This window comes from Epibacterium sp. HA2-3 (assembly GCF_055693725.2).
In genome coordinates, this window is record NZ_JBVFUL020000003.1 from 103409 (window position 1) to 122648 (window position 19240).

Genomic DNA, 19240 nt, shown 5'->3' on the forward strand with positions numbered 1-19240 from the left:
CACCCGCACACGGCGGTCGAAATTGACCCAATCTAACCGCTGCAAGCCCGTACCCTCTGGGCGACCCACACAACGTGCTCATCGCAACCTTCAACGCCATAATTTGCAATTAAAACATCACACTTATAACAGAGAAATCAGTGGATTATTTAGGGAATACGAGCTTAAACCTACCGAACTTAGAATTATCCGTTGCCCCGCTTGTATCAACGCTGATCATTGACAGCCTTCGGGCCTGTGCTTAACATATAGGTTATATTTTCTGACGCTAGTGCCACCACTCACACTTTATGCACTGCCGACGGTGACGCCGCTTTGAGGCTGTCTTTTAGTTTTTGATCGCGTAAACAAGCGAGATGAGCTTGGAAGGCTCGTCAATTTTTCTTAGTGTTTCAAATTGCTTGAGTTACGCACCGTGAAATCTTCACCTTTAGATTTGATCCTGAATCAGACATTTAGGCGCTTACAAGGCTCACGGATCAGTCTCGCAGACTGAAATCATTTGGTTTGACAGAACCGTGTTCCCAGTAGCACGATCCAAGCACCAGTCCCTACGCCAAACCCCTAGGTCTCAGGAGGTGCTCGACCATTCGCAACTTGGGCACTGACACATACTGCGAGTCACAGGTCTTTTGATCTTCGACGATGAAAGGATCAAAGATACCGGAAGGAAAGAAGAGCATACCGGGACCCAAGGCGTAAGTGGCCTTAAGACAACTGCGCCTCTCCATCTGCTGATAGATGATCACTCTCCCTGCTGGCCAAGTACAGCTGTGGCAGAGAAAGCTCCTGCGCCCCGACTATGATCCTTGCTCAAGAAAACGCCTCAAAAGATTAAACTCTGCCCCCTGAGCCATATCCATTTTGCAAGCTTCCCTGCCATACTCCGAGGGCTAATGGCCCCCGGTGCGTAAAGGCACTATCAGCTTTCTTTAGGCAGTTCTGCCTGAAGGGCTTGCGCATACGCATTGCGAGCAGTCTGCAGGATCGCAGCTTCTTGCTGAAGTTGAGCAAGTTTTTGGTCTACTAGCTGAATGCTCGCCAACTGTTCGCGGGCAGCCTCAGATAGCTGTTCAGTATCGTATTCTTTGCCGTCAATGTTCAGTGTGGCCATTTTCTACTATCCTTAACATTTTAGGTAGCTTCAAAAGCTACCGCATCCGATACGACCGCCTTAAACACGCACGCATATTCAAGGTCAACATCCTCCACTGAAACGCTTGGCCCCAGCTTTCTCAACGTCGGCTTTTCATAGTCTCCATCGGTTCCAGTTCAAACCAAAAGTCTGCGGACTGGCCAGGCATGAGGTGACGCAGTGCTAGAATGTCGATGGCGCCAATAGGCACGCAAGCGGCGACATCAAGCCAACCCAGCCCGCAGGCAGTCATGGATATGCAGCAAGCCCGCCACCCGGTCCTCATTATCGAGCACAAACAGCGCCGAGATCTTGCGGCTGTTCATGTCGTGGAGCGCCTCGGAGGCCAGCGAACCGCGCCGGATCACCTTGGGGCCGCGGGTGGCCACCTCGCCGGCGCTGCGCGCCATCAGACCATCCATATTGCGGCGCAAATCGCCGTCGGTGATGATGCCCGTGAGGCGGCCACCTTCGACCAGCCCCGCAAGGCCAAAGCCCTTGGCGGTCATGATCAAAAGCGCCTCTGTCATCGGTGTCTCTGGCGCCACCAGCGGCAGCGCCTCGCCCGTGTGCATCAGCCCATCCACCAGCATCAGCTGCGCGCCGAGCTTGCCGCCGGGGTGGAAGACCTTGAAATCCTCGCGCTCAAAGCCGCGCCGTTTCATCAGGGCCACCGCCAGCGCATCCCCCATCGCCAGCGTTGCCGTGGTCGAGGTGGTGGGGGCCATGCCGATGCCGCAGGCCTCGGGCGCATCGGGCAGCAGCAGCACCACATCGGCCTGGGTCGCGAGGGTGCTGTCGGCCTTGCGGGTGATGGCAATGAGCGGAATAGCAAAGCGGCGGCTATAGGTGACGATATCGGCCAGCTCGGAGGTTTCGCCGGAATTGGAGATCACCAGACAGACATCGCGCGGCGTCACCATGCCAAGATCGCCGTGGCTCGCCTCGGTGGCATGCACAAATTGCGCAGGCGTCCCCGTCGAGGCCAGGGTGGCGGCGATCTTATTGCCGATATGGCCGGATTTGCCGACGCCCGACACGATCACACGGCCTTCCATGGCCTCGAGAATCTCGACCGCCTTGAGCTGTGGATCGCCCACCTCAGAAGCCATCTGAGTCAGCGCGGCGGCCTCCACGGTCAGCACGCGGGCCATTTCGGCAAGGGTTTCATCACAGGTCAGTTCTCGCGGGGTCATGGCGCGGTCTCCGTCGGGGTGGCATGTGGCTCTTGTGTAGGCGGCACGGCCGGGAAAGGCCAGTGCCGCGCGCCTGCCGGGCGGCGGCGCAGCACTGGCCCCCAAGGCAGGCCTTGCGCCGGGCAGAATTTTTTTCACCCCTGTCGAAAAAAGCGACGCATAAACGTCCTAGGGGCATGGTCCCGTTCCACACCTCCCAGACGCCTCCCGGTCACCTTCCGGGCGCCTCCCGGGCACAGACCCGTCCGAGACGGCAAAAAGGGGAGGAGCGCGGGCCAAGAACACTGAGAGAAAAACAGGAATTTTATTATGAAATACATGCTTCTGATCTATGCCGCCCCGGACCGGGAACCCGCCTATGGCACGCCTGAGTTCGATGAGATGATGGCCGGTTTTGCCGCCACCAGCGAAAAAATGAACGCCGATGGTGTCATGGTGGACGGCGAAGGCTTGCAGGGGATCGAGACCGCGACCTCGCTGCGGATCACCTCCGGCAAGGTCGAAACCATGGATGGTCCCTTTGCCGAAACCCGCGAACATCTCGGCGGCTATTACGTGATTGATGTGCCCGATCTGGACACCGCCCTCAGATATGCCGCAATGATCCCGGTGGCGCATTTTGGCACCATCGAGGTGCGCCCCCTGATGGATTATAACCCCGCAGGCTGACGCACATGACACATGCCGTCCCCAGTGCCATCGCCGTGCAGCAGGTCATCGATGATGTGATGCGCCGCGACAGGGGGCGGCTGCTGGCGGGCCTGAGCGTCCGCCTCGGGGATATCCAGCTGGCAGAAGACGCTCTGCAGGAGGCGGTGATTGCGGCGCTCAAACACTGGGGCCGCTCCGGCGTGCCTCATGCGCCGCTGGCCTGGCTGATGCGGGCAGGGTTCAACAAGGGGATCGACCAGCTGCGCAGCCGCCAGCGCGAGGGGCGCAAGGCAGAGGATCTGGGGCTGATTGCCCCCGACCAAGACGCGGCAGAGCAGGCCGAGACCATCCCAGATGCGCGCCTGCGGCTGATCTTCACCTGCTGCCATCCGGCGCTGGAGGAAAAATCCCGCGTCGCCCTGACCCTGCGCACGGTCTGCAGCCTGAGCACGCGCGACATTGCCGCGGCCTTTCTCGACAGCGAGCAGACCATGGGCCAGCGCCTGTCCCGCGCCAAGGCCAAGATCCGTGCCAAAGGCATCGGGTTTCAGGTGCCAGAGCCCGACCAGTGGTCCGAACGGCTCGGCACGGTGCTCTCCACGCTCTATCTGATCTTCACAACCGGCTATGTGCAGGAGGAGGCAGGCCCGCGCGATTTCTGTCGCGAGGGGATCTATCTTGCGCGGCTTTTGTGCGCGCTGCGCCCGGATGATCCCGAAATCGAGGGGGCGCTGGCCCTGATGCTGCTGACCGAAGCCCGCAGCGCCGCCCGCATTGGCCCGGATGGGGCGATGCGCCCGATCGAGGACCAGGACAGCAGCCTCTGGCACCATGAGACCATCACCGAGGCGCAGGCTCTGCTGGCACAGGCGGTTCTGCGCCGCCAGCCCGGCGCGTTTCAGATCAAGGCCGCCCTTGCGGATTGCCACATGATGCGCCCAAAGCCTGATTGGGCGCAGATGGCGCTGCTCTACCAGGCGCTCTGGCGGTTTGAGCCAACCCCGGTGGTGGCACTCAACCAGGCGGTGGTGATGGCAGAGCTGGGGCAAGGCGCTCAGGCCCTGAACCACTTGCGTGCCCTAGAGGATGACCTGGGACAGTTTCAACCATGGCATGCGGCAATGGCACATGTGCTGGCACAGGAAGGCCATATCGGGGACGCCCGCTGTGCCTATGAGCAGGCCATAAAAACCGCTCCCCATGACGCTGCGCGCCGGTTTCTGGAAACCAGAGTGCAGAGACTGCCCCCCTGCGCTTTCAGCGGATCTTAATGCAGATCGCATAAGCAAACGGGGACCGCAGTCTTGCCATCGAAAGGAATGCGCATGCCCCTTCGTAGTTTTTTTGCCCTGATCACCTGTATCGGCACCCTGTGCTCTGCTCCCGTTTGGGCCGAGACCATCCGTCTGGTTCAAGATGAAGCCTACGCCCCCTATATGACCAAGGATGGCAAACAACCCACCGGCATCTGGGCCGAGGTGATCACCCAGGCCCTGAGCCGCATCGAGGGCGATTATGACGTGGTGCTGGAAGCTGTGCCGTGGTCGCGCGCTGTAAACCTGGTGGAGAGCGGGCAGGCCCATGGGCTTGTTGGCACCTATTACAAACCCGACAGCCGCCCCTGGATCGGCACCTATTCAACCGCCCCCTTCACCGAAAATGTCGCGGTCTACTGCCGGGATGGGGTTGCTGAGGCGGGCTGGTCCTATCCGCAGGATTTCAAAGGACTCACATTTGGCAATAACGCCGGCTTTGGCACGCCGGGGCAGGCGTTCTTTGATCTGGTCGCCAGTGGTCTCATCTCGCTTCAGGAAGCGCCGACCACCGATCTCAACCTGAAGAAACTCGCCGCGGGCCGCATTGATTGCTACGTGCAAGAGCAGCTGACCGCAGAAATCGCCATCACCGCGCTGGGGATCAGTGGCATCACCCAGGTGCTTGATACCTCGGTCGAAAACAGCATGATCGGCTTTCGCGCCAGCTGGCAGGGCGCCGAGGCGGAAGGCTTCATCGCCGAAATGGATCGCGCCCTTGCCGAGATGATGGCGGATGGAACGATCGACCAGATCATCGCCACCGCGGTTGCCGGTTAATGTACCGACCAACGGGCGTCTCATGGCCCCAATGGGGCCTTGAGCTGCGCCCGCGCCCTACCCTTCGGGGAGCGGGATCGGCCGCGCGGAGGGCACCAGCCGGTTGATCTGGCTGAGGTGCTCAGGCAGGCAGCGGGTCAGGAAATCATAGTCCTGCATCACCCGCGCCCGGGCGCGCGCGCCAAGGCTGGCAAAATCCTGCGGGCGCGCCAGCACCTCGGCCACTTGGGCCGCCAGCGCCTCGGGGTCAAAGAAATCCACCAAAAGCCCGGTGTCGCCATGGGTGATCACCTCGCGCACCGGCTCCACATCGGCGGCCACGATCGTCGCCTCCATCGCCATTGCCTCCAAGAGCGACCAGCTCAGAACAAAGGGCATGGTGAGGTAGATGTGGCAGCGTGACAGCTGAATGATCTGGCACAGATCCCCGTAGGGCACCCGGCCCAGGAAATGCACCCGGCTCCAGTCAACATACTGGCCGACCTCCGCTTCCATCTCGCCGCGCAGCCCCCCGGGGTGTTCGCTTTCACGCCCGTAAGAGGCCTCATTGCCACCAATCATCAGGATACGCGCATTGGGCCGCGCGGCCTGAATGGCCGGCAGGGCCCGCATCATGATATGAAAGCCACGCGCCCGCTCCATATTGCGTGCCACATAGGTCACGATCTCATCGCCGCGCGAAATGGGCTGCTCCAACCGGCCCAGCGAGAGCTGCGCCTCGGGATTGGCATGCAGTCGATCCGCGCGGATGCCATCGTGGCAGACATACATCTTGTCGTGAAAGGACGCCGGAAAGCGATCGCGCTGCCAGAGCGTCGGCACATGCCCCAGATCCACCACATCGCGATTGAGGCATGGCACCACATTGCGGGCGCGATTGAAGTAGGGCGCATGGGGTCCGGGAGGCTGTTCGGGATCAAAGCCCACCATGCCACCTTGCATGCTGTAGTAATATTCAAAGAACCCCAGGATCGGCACATCCGGCCACAGATCCTTAAAAAAACTGAGCTCTCCCCAGCCGGTATGACCAAGAATGATATCAGGGCGAAACCCGTGCTTGCGCTCAAACTTTTGCATCGTTTGCACGGCGCCAAAACCCGCCCCTGCCGCGGCTTCCCAGTCCTTGGACAGACCAAAAGCGTCCTTTGCGGGTACATGAAAGGGCGTATAGACCAGCGTATGTACACCCGGGATTTTTACACCCCCACGCTGGCTCAGAAACACCAGCTCATGCCCTCCCTGTGCCGCAAGCCAGCGCACCAGCTCGCGATACTGGCCAGGCATGTTTTGATGCACAAAAAGGATCTTCATCCGCCCCGCCTCAGCCCAACAGTCGTTTCAGATACTGACCATAGCTGTTCTTTTTGAAAAGCTCCGCCCGCTCTGCCAGCGCGTCGCGGCTGATCCAGTCCGCGTGATAGGCAATCTCCTCCAAGCAACCGGTCTGCAGACCCTGACGCTCGTGGAGGGTGCGCACAAAATTGCCCGCATCCAGAAGGCTGCCATGCGTACCCGTATCAAGCCAGGCATAGCCCCGTCCCATGGTTTCGACCGAGAGGCTGCCCTCATTGAGATACATCTGCAAAAGATCGGTGATCTCCAGCTCGCCCCGCGCCGAGGGCTGGACCTCGCGCGCGCGCGCAGGCGCAGAGCCGTCCAGAAAATAGAGCCCGGTCACCGCGTAGTTCGACGGCGGCACTTCGGGTTTTTCAATGATCTGATGGGCGCGCCCGTCGCCATCAAAGGCCACCACGCCATAGCGCTCGGGATCCGCCACATGATAGCCAAAGACGGTGCCACCTGCCTCCTTGGCATCCGCCGCCGCCAGAAGCTCCGGCAACCCATGGCCAAAAAAGACGTTGTCGCCCAGCACCAGCGCCGAGGGCGCCCCCGCGAGGAACTCTTCGGCCAAAATGAAGGCCTGCGCCAGACCATCGGGGCTGGGTTGCTCCACATAGGTGAGTCTGACGCCCCATTGACTGCCGTCGCCCAAGAGCCGCTGGAACTGATCGGCGTCTTGCGGCGTGGTGATGACGCAGATCTCGCGAATACCCGCCAGCATCAGTACCGAGATCGGATAGTAGATCATCGGCTTGTCATAAAGCGGCAGGAGCTGCTTGGAGACAGCCATGGTGATCGGATAAAGCCGGGTGCCGGAGCCTCCGGCCAGAATAATGCCTTTGCGCTGCGTCACTCTGCGAGCTCCTTCAAAATATCCTGCAACCCGCGGCGCCAATCGGGCTGCGGGATGCCAAAAACAGTCTCTAACGTGGTGCAATCCAGTCGGGAGTTCAGCGGCCGCACAGCGGGGGTGGGATAGTCCGTGGTGGGGATCTCCACAACCTCGCAGGCCAGATTGCTGATGGCAAAAATCTCTGCCGCAAAGCCCGCCCAGCTCACATAGGGTGCGCCCTGAAAATGGTAGATGCCGGACTTTTTAGGCTCTAACACAAGCTGACGCGCCATCTTGAGGCAGGCCTCTGCGATGTCGCGCGCAGGGGTGGGCGCGCCGATCTGGTCCGCCACCACCGACACCTGCGCCCGCGCGGCCCCAAGGCGCAGCATGGTTTTTACAAAATTATTGCCATGGGCAGAGACCACCCAGGAGGTGCGCAGAATCGCATAGGTGCCGCCTGCCGCAATCACCGCCTCTTCGCCGGCGCGCTTGCTGCGGCCATAGGCATTGGGCGGCGCCACCGGATCATCCGTCTGCCAGGGCGCCTCACCAGTGCCCGCAAAGACATAATCGGTCGAGATATGGACAAATGGAATGCCCATCTGCACGCAGGCCGCCGCCATCGCCCCGGGGGCCGCGCCATTGATTACGGTGGCCAGCTCTTCCTCGGTTTCGGCCTTGTCGACCGCCGTATAGGCAGCGGCATTGATCACGGCCTCGGGCGCAGTCTCGCGAATGAGCGCAGCACAGGCGCCAGGATCCGACAGATCCGCCTGCTCCCGCCCCACAGAGATCACCCCCTCATGACGCGCCAATTCCCGAGCCACCTGCCCGGTTGCCCCAAACACAAGGATGCTCATATCCGCCCCTTCTTCATCTTTTCCCAAATACCTCCGCCGGAGGCCGCTGCCCATCAGGGCCGCTCTTATGTCTGAACACCCAGACGCTCGCCCACGCCCTTGCGGGACTGCAGAGCACGCCACCAATCCTCATTGTCGAGATACCATTGCACCGTTTTCGCCAAACCTTCCTCGACAGTTACCGAGGGGCGCCAGCCCAGCTCGGTGCGAATACGAGAAGGATCAATCGCATAGCGTGCATCATGGCCGGGGCGATCCGTCACAAAGGTGATCTGCTCCTTATAGGATGTCCCATCCTCGCGCGGGCGCTTGTCATCAAGGATCGCACAAAGCGTTTCCACCAGCTCAAGGTTGGTGCGCTCATTTTCGCCGCCCACATTATAGCTGCGCCCGTTTTCGCCCTTCTGCAGCACCAGCAACAGCGCATCGGCGTGATCTTCCACATAGAGCCAGTCGCGAATGTTGGACCCATCGCCATAGATCGGCAGGGCCTTACCGGCGAGCGCATTCAAAATCACCACCGGGATGAGCTTTTCGGGGAAATGGAAGGGGCCGTAGTTGTTGGAGCAATTGGTCAGCACCACCGGCAGCCCATAGGTCTCATGCCAGGCGCGCACCAGATGGTCGCTCGAGGCTTTGGAGGCCGAATAGGGCGAGCGCGGATCATAGGCGGTCTCTTCCGTGAACATCACCGATTTGTCGGTCGGCAGGCTGCCATAGACCTCATCGGTCGAGATATGATGGAAGCGAAACCGCGCAGGTTTTCCCACCGCGATCCAGAACTTGCGCGCAGCTTCAAGCATGTTGAAGGTACCGGTCACATTTGTCTCGATAAAATCACCGGGCCCATCAATGGAACGATCCACATGGCTCTCGGCGGCCAGATGCATCACAGCATCCGGTGCATGTTCGGCAAAGATCCGGTCCAATGCGGCACGATCGCGAATGTCGGCCTCTTCAAAGACATAAGACGGGCTCTCGGCGACGCTGGCGACATTGTCCAGACAGGCCGCATAGGTCAGCGCATCCAAGTTGACCACCTCATGGCCTGCCGCAATCGCTTGGCGCACCACCGCAGAGCCGATAAAGCCCGCACCGCCCGTCACCAGTATCTTCATGGGTCTGCTCCTTGCCCAACCATTTGTGGTCCACAAACCCAAAGGGCTGCGGTGTCGTTAGTCTGACTGTCCCGCGCGCACGGCTCCCATCCGCCCCAGCGGCTTGTGGCGCAAGCGCAGGAAATATCTCTCATAATAGCGAAAGCTTACCTCCGCCAAAAGAAACGTACCGCCCCAGTATGCGAGAAGAAAGATCGCGCTGTCCTGCGCAAACCCAAGCGGTTCGCCCGCAAGGCGCACCATATGCAGAACCATCAGATGCAACAGGTAGATACCATAGCTGACCATGCCGATGCGCACCAAGGGACGCAGACGCAACATCCCGTGTAGCCAGCTGTCTTCACGCAGCACCAATGTCGCCAGCCAACCGGTCATCGCCAAATGGACCAAGAGATAGGGCCAGCCCGCCAGTACCTGCGGCAACAGCAAAAAAACCAGCGCCAACAAAACCCCAAGCCCCACAAAAGGCATCCCCGCACCACCTAAAAGACGCCACACAAGTGCAAACCCGCGCGGATCATGCAGCATTAACGCTAGCCCCGCCCCCAACAAGAGCGGCGCATAGGTGGCATCGGGCAAATGCACCCAGAGCGGGCCCAACTCAAACGGAACGACCCCAAAGGTCCTGAGTACACCGCTCACGGCCACCACATTCAGCACCACCCCCAAGAGCACCACCGCCCCCCAGAGCCGCGGCGGCAACCAGATCAGCACCAGTGGCCACAAGAGATAGAACTGCTCCTCGATTGACAGGGACCAGGTAGGATAGAGCGTCGGAATATGCTCGGTGAGGAAATTGGCAAAAAACAGGTAATAGGCTGGCCAGATCTTCAGGGCCTCCCAATGGCCGCTGACGATCACAAAATAGATCCCAGCCACGGTCACCACCAGATAATAGAGCGGCAGGATGCGCAGCGCGCGGCGCCAGTAAAACGCCCCAAGCGCAATCGCCCCCTCCCGGTCGCGCTCGCGCAACAAAAGCGTGGTGATCAAAAATCCCGAAATCACAAAGAACAGATCCACCCCCAGAAAACCACGCGACCACGCGCCCGCCTCCTGCGCTAGAGCGCTGTGATGGATCAGGACCCCCCCGATCGCCAGCGCCCGCAACCCATCCAGCGCCCCAAAGCGGGTCCGCTCCAGATAGGCGCGATGGGCTTGAGGCGCGGTCAAGGCAGGCATCGGATCAGAATACGAAGGGGCTTTGCAAATCCGCAAACTTGGGCGCGGCGGCATCTTTTTCCGACAGGATCGGCTGGCCATCAAAGCCCCAATCAATCCCGCAGCTGTCCCAGCGCACCCCCCCGTCGCACTCGGGCGCGTAGTAATCGGTGCATTTATAGATGATCTCGGTCATCGGCGCGCGGGTGATGAACCCGTGCAAAAAACCTTTGGGCACCAGGAGTTGGCGGCCATTTTCGGCCGAAAGCTCCACTCCGATCCATTCTCCATAAGTGGGCGAGCCGTTGCGGATATCGACCACCACGTCAAACAGCACCCCCTGCCCACAGCGCACAAGCTTGTCCTGGGCATGGGGCGGGGCCTGGAAATGAAGACCGCGAATAGTGCCGACATCGGCGGACATGGAGTGGTTGTCCTGCACAAACTCCAGATCGAGGCCATGTTCAGCCATGCGCTTGCGGTTCCAGCTCTCGGAAAAAAAACCGCGCGCATCACCAAACCGCGCCGGTGTCAGGATTTTCACACCAGAGAGTTTTGTATCTTCGACCTTCATGGCAACGTCCTTCGTCTCGTCTCAACAGGGCTACCGGCATCACACACGGCAGTCACCGCAACGCCCCTGTTCTTTGACCTTTTCTTCGGCAGGCAGCGTAAGATTTATTACACCATACGGCGGAAAATACAGTAAGAACAAACAGCCTCTCCAGTTTGTCACTGGGCCTGTCGCCGGCAAGAGACTGAAAACATACCACTCTCAAGTCGCGCATGTGAGTACTACGGTTCATGAGAATTGAATGGCGCGGCTGTGCGGTTTCCTTAAGTTCTGAGCGTTAGTTTGGCCAGAGCTTTGGGATGTTACGAAACGAGCAACGCTCCGGACACTTGCAAAACGCACGCCGCATGCTTGTGCGCAGCAATCAAGGCCTCTTTGGGTGCAGCGCCCTGCAAGCGAGCGGCGAGCCATGCCGCATTAAAAGAGTCACCCGCACCCGTCGCGTCAACAACGGGCACCGCCAGTCTGTCGGCGGCGATTTCTAAAGTGCCGTCAGAGCCGGAATAGATCGCAGGACGCGCTGCATCTTTCACCACGACCTCCCCTACACCGAGGCGTGTGTAACGCGCCACCGTCGCTTGAGGCGCGACATCCCCAAACAGCGCAGCATCGTCGTCAAAGCTGGGCAAGATCACATCAGATCGCACCGCCGCATACGTCAGAGCAGCACGACAGTCTTCTTGGCTACTCCACAGTGTTGGTCTGATGTTGGGATCAAAAGCAACCTGCGCACCAGATTCTGTAATTGCCGCCCAAAGTACTTCGCGCGCCTTGGGTGATAGAATGGCTAGTGTAATACCGGACAGGCAGACCAAATCGGCCTCTTGCAATGCTCGTGCCAAGGCTGCTGGATCATCAGCGAGCTGCCGCGCAGCAGATGTTTCTCTCCAATAGCTAAAGGCACGATCGCCGTTTTCTTGCCGGATCAAGTATAAGCCCGTAGTCATACCAGCAATCTGGCGAATGTGGGCGATTCCAACTCCCTGCGACTGGATGAAATCCAACATCGCATTCGATGTGCTATCGTCACCCACGGCGCTCAGATAGTCGACGCAATGATCCGAACCCAGTAGGTATCTCAGGTGCCATGCCATGTTGAAGGTATCGCCTGCAAACCCCATGCGATAAAGCCCGCCGTCAACGGGAGCCATCTCAACCATGCATTCTCCGATAACGACAATCCGTGTCATTACTGCTCCAGAAACCAGGCCTTGGCGTTGTTGTAGCAGATGTCGCGCACCAGTCGGTCGAGCAGGTCGGCGTCATCTGGTAAGTGGCCAGTCTCGGCCCAGCGACCAATCATGCCACACAACAAGCGGCGGAAATACTCATGCCGAGGGAAAGACAGGAAGGAGCGGCTATCTGTCAACATCCCAAGGAATGTCGACAGAAGGCCAACCTGGGCCAGGGTACGCATCTGCGCTTCCATCCCATCCAGCGTGTCATTGAACCACCAAGCGGCGCCAGCCTGTATCTTTCCAGGAACCGAGCCATCCTGAAAGGTGCCAGCGGTTGCAGCAAGGATGGGATTTCGGGAGGGGTCAAGACCATAAAGCACCATACGCGGTAGTTTCCCGTCACGATCCAGCCGATCCAGCAGGATGTTCAGCGGACCGGCCATATCGGTGTCGCGCATGCTATCACCGCCTGCGTCGGGACCAACTCCTAGCAACAGTCGAGATGAACCATTGCGCACAACGTTCATGTGGCACTGCATCACCAAGCCGCGTACGGCATAAGCACGTCCAAGGGCGTCGAAGAGCGCAGCACGGTGACCCGCCACTTGCTCCGGTGTGATGGGTTTTCCCTGTCGGGCGGCTTTGAGCGCCGCGTCCAAATCGAAGGCACCAGGGATATTAGCGGCATCCAAGTGGCTGATCCCATGATCGGCTGCTCTGCACCCCTGCTCCACGAAATAATCCAGCCTGAGGGAAAGGGCCGCGACCAAATCATCAAAGGAATGGATGGGATGTGTAAGTGCCTCCAGGCTGTCCATGTAGGCCGCGAAACCTGGAGCCTCTATCTGCACGGATTTGTCGGGCCGGAAGGTTGGAACCACCCGGATGTCTGAGCCTGCCATTGCGGCATGGTGCTCTAGGGTATCAAGCGGGTCATCTGTTGTGCCGACCAACTCCACCTTCATTTTGCGTAAAAGGCTTTGCGCGGAATACCCTTTTTCTCCCAGCTGCGCATTGGCCGCGTCCCAAACATTGTCGGCGCTTATGGGCGATAGCACTGTGCCGTTCAGATCGAAGTAGCGCCACAGCTCAAGATGTGACCAATGATGAACCGGGTTGAGAACAGCACGAGGCATCGCCTCCGCAAAGGCGTCGAATTTCTCGCGCCAAGTCGCGTCACCTGTCACCCGAGCTTCATCGATACCAGCCCATCGCATGACGCGCCACTTATAGTGATCATGGGCGAGCCACATCTCGCCCAGATTTTCCCACGTACGATCACTGGCGATTTCAGCCGGCGGGAGGTGATTATGATAATCCACAATCGGCAGATATCTCGCGACCTCATGAAACAGTCGCCTTGCTGTCGCAGTGTCGAGCAAAAAATCCTGATGAAGAAAGCCCGTCATCTGCGTAGTTCCTTCGCGGTGGTTGTCACGGTCGCCTTTGCCCCGCCCTGCAATCGCTCAAAGGCCACGCTAATAGCGGCTTGGAACTCTGCTAGCGGACGCAGCGCGTCTGGAACCAAGGAGGGTAGCGACAGAACCGCCGCGACTGGGTCATTGCAAAGAGCGGCACGACGCAACTCATCCTGTCGAGGATCCGGAACAGGAGGAAGGCTACCCAACCCTTTGATCCAAGCAGCCACCGCCAAGGCTGAAACCGACCACTCGCGTTTGGCTTCGAGGTTAATAGCTATCGGAGCGAACAGGCGTTGCGGCATCTTCTGGCTGCTGTCGCTGGCGATCTGGTCTAGTCGATGCCGGAGCCGGGTGTTTTCAAACCGTTTTAATAACTCATCCGCATAGGCTGCGAGATCGATACCCTCGAGTGGACGCAGTGTTGCGGCCTGCTCAGCCAACATTAGGTGGCGGATTAAAGCACGCAGCTCCTTGTCAGCCATGCAGTCGGCCACTGTTTGATATCCCAGCAACTGACCCAGCCAAGCCAAAGTGGTATGCGCACCATTGAGCAGTCTTAGTTTCATTTCCTCAAACGGCTGTACGTCTGCAACCAACATAGCACCACCCTCTGCAAAGGGGGGGCGCTCATTGGCAAAGTCATCTTCAATCACCCACTGTCTGAAGGGTTCACACAAAACCGCATTGGGGTCATCTCGGCCAAGTGCGGATGCGACCGCTGTATGACTGTCATCGGTCATGGCAGGCACGATCCGGTCCACCATCGACGAGGGGAACCGAACATGGGTTCTAATCCATTCCGCAAGATTTAGATCCAATTCCTCAGCAAACCCCAGCACAGCGGCGCGAGTGAGCGCGCCGTTATCCGGCTGATTGTCACAAGACAAGATCGTGATTCCGCCAAGATCTGCCGCGCGCCGGCGCTCCAAGCCTGACACCAACACACCGATGGCAGTGGTCGGCAACCCGCCGTCCAACTCAGCCTGTATAGCGGCTTGCGTCAGGTCGAGCTGGCCATCCTTTGTACAGTACCCTTTTTCGGTAATGGTCAACAAGATCACAGACATATCTGGAGACGCGATTAACGCGGGGATAGCATCTACCCCGTCGCGGGCGGGGTGACAGGTGCCACACAAGAGGCCGATTTCTCGTAGTGTTATAGTGTCACCATCGGCTTCGGCGATGTGATATCGCCCCTGGACTGCGTCCAAGCTGTCCAACGCATCCACTCCGGAATTCAGTCGCGCAGCGACCACACCCCAATCGCCACCCTCGGCCACAAGCCCATGGTGAAGATAGACCATAGGGTGGGCACGGGCAAAAGCACCAAAGCCGATATGCAGAATACGCGGCTTGAGCAGGGTTTGTTCGTAAGAACAAGGGATAAGAGAATTGGTCATAAGTCGATCCTCGTTCCCGTCTTCAGAATGCGTCGTTCACCAGCCGGCAGGACCACCAGTGCCTCTGGTAAAACCGGCGCGCCATTACCCTCACGTTTCGAGATCAGGCTGATGTGGTCATTGGTGCTGTTCAAGACGAGATGAGACAGGCACCACTTACCCGTCTTTGTCACACCGTCATCCTCATAGAGGAGGCTGGTCGTTTCCTGTACGCCTTGCGCGGGGAACACAGCCAAAAGTCGCGCGATCTCCATCTCGGGTGCTGCGCGGTCTGCCCCTTGGCCCATCGGAACCACGGCGCCCCCGCGGATAAACAGCGGAATGGTATCAAGAGCGACAGGCACGGTGAGCCATTGTCCGCCTTCGTGCCAAAGACCAGTGTGGAAATCCCACCAGCCCCCGGAATGCCGCGGTAAATAGACCGAGATCGCATCAACACCCTTGTCCAAGACTGTCGCCACTAAGAGATCCCGCCCGAGAAGAAAGCTATCGCTCTCCTCCCAAGCTTGAGGGTCAGCACCAAAATCAAGGAACAAAGGTCGTAGCATCGGCTCACTGCGCTCGGCCGCCTGCCACAGGCAGGTGTAGAGATAAGGCAGAAGTTGGTACCGCAATTCTATCGCCGCGCGGATGTGGTCCGTCACCTCAGGATACATCCAAGGCTCGTTTACTGTCGCATCATCATTCCATGAGTGAATGGTAAAACGAGGATGGAACACACCATTTTGGACCCAGCGCACAAACAGCTCCGGTTCTGGCCGAGGCCCAGAGAAGCCACCGATGTCATGTCCAATGTTATAAAAGCCAGACATGCTCATGCCGAGGCCCATCCGCTGGTTCCAGCGCAGCGTCTTCCAATCTGTGCGATTGTCTCCGCTCCAAGTCTGGGCATAACGCTGCAATCCCGGGGCGCCTGATCGACTGATTAGGTAGGGCCGCTTCTCCGGTGCATGGGCCTCCTGCGCCTCCATTGATGCGCGCGTCATAAGTATGGGCATTACAGGACGCATTAGCGACATGTCGATTGCCTTACCGAAACCCGCGCATTGAGCGTGTCGGTCCCAGATTTCGTATTCGTTGTTATCGTTCCAGGTTGAGCCTATACCGCGCTGCAACAGCGCCTCGCCGATATTTTGCTTCCACCAATCCACAGTCGCTTGGTTAGTAAAGTCGAGATGCGAGCCTTCGTCGTCCCAAAAGACCGAGCGTTCTGGTCCGCAGTTCGTGTCCGCTTCTGCGCTCGCCTGCACGAACAACCCTGCGTTGGCGACTTCGGCGTAACGCGGATGGTCCTGCAGCAGGCAAGGTTTGATATTGGCAATGAGATGCACCCCCTTATCGGCAAATTTTGCCGCCATAGCCGCAGGGTCGGGCACCTTCTCATCATTCCAGTTGAACACATACCGCTTCGGCCCTATCGAGGTGTAGCCCGACGACATCTGAAAACTGTCACAAGGGATACGATACTCTGCAATCTTAGTTAGAAAACCTTCCAGCTGCGCCTGTGCGTCCGGTGCATCTGTGTAGGACATTGTTGACCCAGAGTACCCAAGGCTCCAACGCGGCGGAAAGGCGGTGCCGCCGGTCAATCGCTCTTGTTGTTTGACCAAGTCGAGCAACTCAGGCGCCCATGTCATATAAAAATCGAGATCGCCATCCTCGGCACGATAGGCGCGATAAGGGGCGTGGTAGTTGTCCAATTCATTGCCGAAATCGAACCAGCAACTAGCCAAGTTATCGTAAAAGATGGACCAACACCCGGCAGTTTGTGTCCGCGTCAGAGTGAAGGGCACGTGCTTGTAGAGTGGGTCAGTGCGCTCAGCATCGTAACCCATCGCATCTAAGTTGCGCATTTCGTAGCGCTGACCAACACGGTTAAGCGGGCCTGTCTTTTCGCCAAGTCCAAAAACCGGTTCTTGCGGGTGTCGGGATAGAAAATGCGCATGGGCATGATCCCGCAGGCCCAAGTGAATGCCTCCGGTTGGGCGATCCTCGGCGAAGGCTTTCCATGCTCCGTTCACCTTGGCCTCCCACACCATCTGTAGCGGTGCCAAAATACGAAGCCGCATTGTCTCAGTCGACAAAACGAGTTCAGTCTCGTTTTGCGAGAGCTGCGGGGGCGGGCAGGAAAAGCCAGAGATGTCTTCGCGCCGACGGCCCTCCCATGGGGCATCCCCGGCAGGCGCCACAGTCCATGTTCGCTCCAAGCGCCACTCTGCGTCTTTTTGCAGAGATACGCGAAACCTGTTTTCCTCCAGTACAGATATATGCAGTAGGTGGCGGCCTTCGACGCGCAAAATCACACCTGTGGTGGTTTCCGCTTCCAAAGCCCAGATTTTAAGACACTTCATTACTGATATCCCAATAGAAGGCGCGGCAGGAAGAGGCTGATGTCAGGCACATAAGTGACCAGCATCAGGAGACCGAACAACACCGCATAAAAGGGCAGAAGTGGGCGGATGACTTTGGCAATAGAAGTGCCCCCGACAGAGCAGCCCACAAACAGGGCTGAACCCACAGGCGGCGTACAGATACCAATGCAGAGGTTTAGCGTCATCACGATGCCAAAATGCACAGGGTCCATACCAAGGCCTTTGACAACTGGCATGAAAATTGGCGTGAAGATTAAGAGCGCAGGTGTCATATCCATAAAGGTCCCGACGACCAGCAGCGCCACGTTGATCGCCAGGAGGATAGCAATCGGGTTATCAGATAGACCCAACAAGAAATCTGAGATCGCAAAAGGGATGCCGCCAAAGGCCATGACACGGCTCATCGCGATGGACGCGCCGATCATCAATAGAACCACTGAAGTAGTGACCGCGCTTTCTATCAATATTGCGGGCAAATCCTTAATCGTGATTTCGCGGTACCAGACCAATGCCAAAACCAGCGTGTAGAGCACTGCTGCGGCCGAGGCCTCGGTTGCCGTGAAGACACCCGAGATGATGCCGCCCATCACGATCACGATCAGGCCCAGAGGCAAGGCTGCATCGCGCGCGGCCACCATGACCTCGCTGAGTGCGGGACGGGGCGCAACAGGATAGCCGCGCCGCTTAGCGATCACACCAGCCACGATCATCAATCCCAGCCCCATCAGGATGCCGGGCAAATATCCAGCTACGAACAACGCGGCTATAGATGTTCCGCCAGTGATCAAGGAGTAAACGATCAACGTTGCTGACGGCGGTATCAACAGGCCTGTCGGACAGGAGGCAATATTGACCGCAGCAGAAAAAGCAGGATCGTAACCCTCTTTCTTTTGCAAAGGAGCCATCACGCCGCCCACTGCCGCAGCAGAGGCCACAGCAGATCCGGAAATAGATCCGAACATCATGTTGGCAATCACGTTGCAATGGGCCAGCGCGCCAGGAAGCCGACCGCCCAGCACTTTGGCGAAGTTGATCAACCGCATGGCGATCCCACCGCGGTTCATGATGTTCCCCGCCAAGATAAAAAATGGAATGGCGAGAAGCGTAAAGCTGTCCAACCCTGACGCCATTTGCTGCGCAACGATAAACAGGGATTGGTCCACTCCCATAAACAACAAGAACGTCGCGGTGGTCGCAAGACCAATAGCAAACGCAATCGGCACACCCAGCGCCATCAGCACGACAAAACTGCCAAAGAGAAGAAAAATAGCTGTCGTCATGTCACGCCGCCTTAATCAAGAGGACCACCGAGCGGCGCCGTCTCGCCAAGCTCGGGCGAAGATGGACCGTCACGCCACAGCTCGAACGCAAAAATGACGCAGTAAAACACGATGATCGCGCCCGCGAAGGGGATCGCGCCATAGACCAACCCCATAGGAAATTGAAGCGCTGGCGTAACTTGACCGGAAGCCATAGTCTTGAGGACAAGCTGGCTACCACCCCGGATCATGACAGAGGTTGCAAAGCCAAAAATGGCAAATAGGACGAATATCTCGCTTATGATCCGAGCCCGCCCCGACAGTTTCTGGGTTAGAAGATCAATTGCTAAGTGTCGGCGCAAACCTAATGTGTAGGCCCCTCCAACCAAAGCCAACCACATAAAGAGAAACCGCGCCAATTCATCGGTTACCGTACTAGGCGTACCTAATACGTAACGACTGATGACCTGCCAGCTCACGCAGGCCACGAGCACCACAAAGATCGTCGTAATGACCAGTTTGAGGAGCATGTCGACCCACGCCCTCATGAATGACCCTTACCACAATGGCGGATTTGTTCACTCCGAGTCATAGGCTCCTCCCTCTCTCCGGTCCTTCACTCTTGCCGAAGACCCTCGCTCAGGCC

At 58.4% G+C, this 19240-nt stretch carries 17 protein-coding genes; 3 read left to right on the forward strand and 14 right to left on the reverse strand.

What is annotated here, in order from left to right; translation table 11 throughout:
* Positions 1–922: 922 nt before the first annotated feature.
* Both ACZ1HH_RS18980 and ACZ1HH_RS18985 read right to left on the reverse strand, forming a co-directional pair.
* Positions 923–1114 carry a DUF6447 family protein gene (locus ACZ1HH_RS18980; protein WP_011536629.1) on the reverse strand — a complete coding sequence of 64 codons (192 nt, stop codon included), beginning with the start codon at positions 1112–1114 and terminating at the stop codon, positions 923–925.
* A 245-nt stretch (positions 1115–1359) separates the two neighbouring features.
* Positions 1360–2331, reverse strand: a complete 972-nt coding sequence (locus ACZ1HH_RS18985; protein WP_011536630.1) for a KpsF/GutQ family sugar-phosphate isomerase — start codon at positions 2329–2331, stop codon at positions 1360–1362.
* A gap of 309 nt (positions 2332–2640) precedes the next feature.
* Between ACZ1HH_RS18985 and ACZ1HH_RS18990 the strand changes: the two genes are divergently transcribed.
* The 3 genes from ACZ1HH_RS18990 to ACZ1HH_RS19000 are packed head-to-tail and all read left to right on the forward strand — an operon-like array spanning position 2641 to position 5075.
* The gene (locus tag ACZ1HH_RS18990; RefSeq protein ID WP_011536631.1) at positions 2641–3000 is read left to right on the forward strand and encodes a YciI family protein; all 360 of its coding nucleotides are present in this window, start codon (positions 2641–2643) and stop codon (positions 2998–3000) included.
* Positions 3001–3005: 5 nt separating this feature from the next.
* The gene (locus ACZ1HH_RS18995) at positions 3006–4253 is read left to right on the forward strand and encodes an RNA polymerase sigma factor (protein WP_011536632.1); all 1248 of its coding nucleotides are present in this window, start codon (positions 3006–3008) and stop codon (positions 4251–4253) included.
* Positions 4254–4307: 54 nt separating this feature from the next.
* Complete coding sequence (locus ACZ1HH_RS19000) at positions 4308–5075, forward strand: substrate-binding periplasmic protein (RefSeq protein WP_011536633.1); 768 nt, start codon at positions 4308–4310, stop codon at positions 5073–5075.
* Between the two features lie 57 nt (positions 5076–5132).
* Here the strand turns inward: ACZ1HH_RS19000 and ACZ1HH_RS19005 are convergent, their stop codons facing one another.
* From ACZ1HH_RS19005 to ACZ1HH_RS19060, 12 genes are all read right to left on the reverse strand, one after another.
* Entirely contained in the window at positions 5133–6386 is a 1254-nt protein-coding gene (locus tag ACZ1HH_RS19005) for a glycosyltransferase family 4 protein (RefSeq protein WP_011536634.1), read from the reverse strand.
* Between the two features lie 10 nt (positions 6387–6396).
* Positions 6397–7269: a glucose-1-phosphate thymidylyltransferase RfbA gene (gene rfbA / locus ACZ1HH_RS19010; RefSeq protein ID WP_011536635.1), complete on the reverse strand. Its 873-nt coding sequence runs from the start codon at positions 7267–7269 to the stop codon at positions 6397–6399.
* Entirely contained in the window at positions 7266–8111 is an 846-nt protein-coding gene (gene rfbD, locus ACZ1HH_RS19015) for a dTDP-4-dehydrorhamnose reductase (RefSeq protein WP_044026421.1), read from the reverse strand. The genes rfbA and rfbD overlap by 4 nt, the downstream gene beginning before the upstream one ends.
* Before the next feature lie 65 nt (positions 8112–8176).
* Positions 8177–9229, reverse strand: coding sequence for a dTDP-glucose 4,6-dehydratase (gene rfbB, locus ACZ1HH_RS19020; protein ID WP_011536637.1), 1053 nt, complete (start codon positions 9227–9229; stop codon positions 8177–8179).
* 57 nt (positions 9230–9286) lie between these two features.
* A complete protein-coding gene (locus tag ACZ1HH_RS19025) occupies positions 9287–10411 on the reverse strand; it encodes an acyltransferase family protein (protein WP_011536638.1) in 1125 nt (374 codons plus the stop codon).
* A 4-nt stretch (positions 10412–10415) separates the two neighbouring features.
* Positions 10416–10964, reverse strand: a complete 549-nt coding sequence (gene rfbC, locus ACZ1HH_RS19030; protein ID WP_011536639.1) for a dTDP-4-dehydrorhamnose 3,5-epimerase — start codon at positions 10962–10964, stop codon at positions 10416–10418.
* A gap of 302 nt (positions 10965–11266) precedes the next feature.
* Entirely contained in the window at positions 11267–12154 is an 888-nt protein-coding gene (locus ACZ1HH_RS19035; protein ID WP_011536640.1) for a sugar kinase, read from the reverse strand.
* A complete protein-coding gene (gene uxaC, locus ACZ1HH_RS19040) occupies positions 12154–13551 on the reverse strand; it encodes a glucuronate isomerase (protein ID WP_011536641.1) in 1398 nt (465 codons plus the stop codon). The genes ACZ1HH_RS19035 and uxaC overlap by 1 nt, the downstream gene beginning before the upstream one ends.
* Complete coding sequence (locus ACZ1HH_RS19045; protein WP_011536642.1) at positions 13548–14963, reverse strand: mannitol dehydrogenase family protein; 1416 nt, start codon at positions 14961–14963, stop codon at positions 13548–13550. Before ACZ1HH_RS19045 ends, uxaC begins: the two co-directional genes overlap by 4 nt.
* Positions 14960–17314 (reverse strand): glycoside hydrolase family 31 protein, encoded by a 2355-nt coding sequence (locus ACZ1HH_RS19050; protein WP_011536643.1) that lies wholly within the window; start codon positions 17312–17314, stop codon positions 14960–14962. The genes ACZ1HH_RS19045 and ACZ1HH_RS19050 overlap by 4 nt, the downstream gene beginning before the upstream one ends.
* Positions 17314–18615, reverse strand: coding sequence for a TRAP transporter large permease (locus tag ACZ1HH_RS19055; protein ID WP_011536644.1), 1302 nt, complete (start codon positions 18613–18615; stop codon positions 17314–17316). The genes ACZ1HH_RS19050 and ACZ1HH_RS19055 overlap by 1 nt, the downstream gene beginning before the upstream one ends.
* Positions 18616–18626: 11 nt before the next feature.
* Positions 18627–19142 carry a TRAP transporter small permease gene (locus tag ACZ1HH_RS19060; RefSeq protein ID WP_011536645.1) on the reverse strand — a complete coding sequence of 172 codons (516 nt, stop codon included), beginning with the start codon at positions 19140–19142 and terminating at the stop codon, positions 18627–18629.
* Positions 19143–19240 lie beyond the last annotated feature (98 nt).

Bases quoted from the DNA above. Each gene is read 5' to 3' on its own strand.
- rfbD (WP_044026421.1), bottom strand. From the start codon at position 8,111: ATGAGCATCCTTGTGTTTGGGGCAACCGGGCAGGTGGCTCGGGAATTG.
- ACZ1HH_RS18995 (WP_011536632.1), top strand. From the start codon at position 3,006: ATGACACATGCCGTCCCCAGTGCCATCGCCGTGCAGCAGGTCATCGAT.
- uxaC (WP_011536641.1), bottom strand. From the start codon at position 13,551: ATGACGGGCTTTCTTCATCAGGATTTTTTGCTCGACACTGCGACAGCA.
- ACZ1HH_RS19045 (WP_011536642.1), bottom strand. From the start codon at position 14,963: ATGACCAATTCTCTTATCCCTTGTTCTTACGAACAAACCCTGCTCAAG.
- ACZ1HH_RS19050 (WP_011536643.1), bottom strand. From the start codon at position 17,314: ATGAAGTGTCTTAAAATCTGGGCTTTGGAAGCGGAAACCACCACAGGT.
- ACZ1HH_RS19060 (WP_011536645.1), bottom strand. From the start codon at position 19,142: ATGAGGGCGTGGGTCGACATGCTCCTCAAACTGGTCATTACGACGATC.
- ACZ1HH_RS19055 (WP_011536644.1), bottom strand. From the start codon at position 18,615: ATGACGACAGCTATTTTTCTTCTCTTTGGCAGTTTTGTCGTGCTGATG.
- ACZ1HH_RS18980 (WP_011536629.1), bottom strand. From the start codon at position 1,114: ATGGCCACACTGAACATTGACGGCAAAGAATACGATACTGAACAGCTA.
- ACZ1HH_RS18990 (WP_011536631.1), top strand. From the start codon at position 2,641: ATGAAATACATGCTTCTGATCTATGCCGCCCCGGACCGGGAACCCGCC.
- ACZ1HH_RS19005 (WP_011536634.1), bottom strand. From the start codon at position 6,386: ATGAAGATCCTTTTTGTGCATCAAAACATGCCTGGCCAGTATCGCGAG.
- ACZ1HH_RS19035 (WP_011536640.1), bottom strand. From the start codon at position 12,154: ATGACACGGATTGTCGTTATCGGAGAATGCATGGTTGAGATGGCTCCC.
- ACZ1HH_RS18985 (WP_011536630.1), bottom strand. From the start codon at position 2,331: ATGACCCCGCGAGAACTGACCTGTGATGAAACCCTTGCCGAAATGGCC.
- rfbB (WP_011536637.1), bottom strand. From the start codon at position 9,229: ATGAAGATACTGGTGACGGGCGGTGCGGGCTTTATCGGCTCTGCGGTG.
- ACZ1HH_RS19000 (WP_011536633.1), top strand. From the start codon at position 4,308: ATGCCCCTTCGTAGTTTTTTTGCCCTGATCACCTGTATCGGCACCCTG.
- ACZ1HH_RS19025 (WP_011536638.1), bottom strand. From the start codon at position 10,411: ATGCCTGCCTTGACCGCGCCTCAAGCCCATCGCGCCTATCTGGAGCGG.
- rfbC (WP_011536639.1), bottom strand. From the start codon at position 10,964: ATGAAGGTCGAAGATACAAAACTCTCTGGTGTGAAAATCCTGACACCG.